We start from the raw sequence: 1,664 nt of genomic DNA on the forward strand, positions 1-1,664 counted from the left end.
GCCCTGCTGTCCTATGTGCTGAACTACACCAAGGAAGTTCGCCTGATTACCGAAGTCCTGCGCCGCAGCGGCGAGGATGAATTGGTCGAGCAAGTCGCCAGCGCCGCGCTGGAACAGCTGAAGTCCGACGCCCTGCGCGACGCCGTGCAGCGCGAGTTCGAAACTCCCGGCGCGACGATCGCCGCCATGGTGGCCCACGCCAAGGCCGGCGAACAGCCGCCAGCCGGCAAGCAATGAGCGATCTATTCGCCGCCATTGGGCAAGTCCAGCGGGCTCGCGCAGGCGGCGAATTTGCTCTAGCCTTGTTGCTGCATCAAGCCATTCAGATTGCGCCACCGTCCGAAACTCCGGAGGAACGCAGCATTCGGCTATTCGCTCTCAGCGAGTGGGGTCTGCTGGCGGCCGCTTACGCGCCCGCGCGGCAGGCCTTGCAAGCGCTGCGCGACAAGGAAGCAGCACAACTTGCGTCCGACACCGAGCCGCGCATGCAGGTCATTGTAGAGATCAACCGGCACATCAGCGATCCGCAGCACACGCTTGCGCTGTTTCGCCAGCTGGACACGCAGCAGCCCGATATCGCCCGCCGCCTATTCCATGCTCTGGCCGACGTGTTGCTGGAATGTGAGGCCGTCGACATTCTGCAGCGTTACTTGCCCGAACCACAGGAAGGCATGCGCTATCGGGCGCAGTACCTGAATTCCATGGCCAATGAGCGCATCCCGCGGCGATGGGGTGAAGCGCAAGCCTTCGTCAACGATCTCCGCCTGCAATGCGGCGTGCTGGCACTGCTTGGCAAGACCGCTGAGGCGGACGCATTGAAGACCATGGCGGTTGCGCTGATTCAGAGCGACGAAGCGCGTCAGCTGGTGGAAACAGAGCTGGAAGAACCCGGTGAGATTGGTATGCTCATCGCCGAGTGGCAGGCCAGGCAGGATCAGACCGGGCCGAGCGATTTGAGGCAGTAGTCGGTCATTGCGCGCAGCACAGCGGGATCTTCGCCCACGGCATCCACAGCGCGCACCGAAACGCCGGGATGCGCCGCGCGCAGTTCGTCCAGCAGCAGCGGCAGGTCGCGCAGCACATGGCCGCCCTGGCCGAGGAAGACCGGCACCACGGTTACATCATCCACCCCTGTAGCGGCCAGCTCGGCCACCCGCTCCGGCAGGCGGGGCGACATCAATTCCAGGAAGGCCAGCGACACATCGGTGTCCGGCGTCTGCGCGCGCACCAGATTGCGCAGGCGCTCGAACGGCGCGGCCCAGCTGGCGGCACGCGCGCCGTGCGCGAACAGGATCAGTGCGCGCTTGCCCATCTCAGTGCCGCTCCACCCAATACAGCGCGCCCACTGCCAGCAGCAGGAACAGCAGGCTAGGCATCATGGCCGTGACGAAGGCCGGCACCGTTGACAGCAAGCCGATATGCGAGAACAGCGTATTCACCAGCAGGAAGCTGACGCCGATCATGATGCCGATGAAGATCTTCAGCGACACGCCACCGGAGCGCGTGTGCAGATAGGCGAAAGGCAGCGCCAGCGCCATCAGCACGAAGATTGCCAGCGGATCGATCAGCTTTTTCCAGAAAGCGATTTTGAAGCGCTCCGTGCCCTGCTTGTTCTCCTGAAGGTGGCGCGTATAGACGGCCAGTTCGTTGGCCGACATGCGTTC

At 63.8% G+C, this 1,664-nt stretch carries 4 protein-coding genes; 2 read left to right on the plus strand and 2 right to left on the minus strand.

The window, feature by feature from the left end:
• Positions 1 to 237: hypothetical protein (locus AB4Z11_RS30995; protein ID WP_442029919.1), on the plus strand; the 237-nt coding region annotated here is incomplete at its 5' end.
• Positions 234 to 965 (plus strand): hypothetical protein, encoded by a 732-nt coding sequence (locus AB4Z11_RS31000; RefSeq protein WP_442029921.1) that lies wholly within the window; start codon positions 234 to 236, stop codon positions 963 to 965. The genes AB4Z11_RS30995 and AB4Z11_RS31000, both read left to right, overlap by 4 nt.
• On the opposite strand, the gene AB4Z11_RS31005 is transcribed toward AB4Z11_RS31000, so the two are convergent.
• Entirely contained in the window at positions 935 to 1,312 is a 378-nt protein-coding gene (locus AB4Z11_RS31005; RefSeq protein WP_442029922.1) for a sirohydrochlorin chelatase, read from the minus strand. The genes AB4Z11_RS31000 and AB4Z11_RS31005 overlap by 31 nt on opposite strands.
• Before the next feature lies 1 nt (position 1,313).
• Positions 1,314 to 1,664, minus strand: a 351-nt coding sequence (locus AB4Z11_RS31010; RefSeq protein ID WP_442029924.1) for an LptF/LptG family permease, incomplete at its 5' end; no start/stop codon positions are given.

The sequence above is a fragment of the Pseudoduganella sp. RAF53_2 genome (genome assembly GCF_052113985.1).
Taxonomy (GTDB): Bacteria; Pseudomonadota; Gammaproteobacteria; order Burkholderiales; family Burkholderiaceae_D; genus Rugamonas.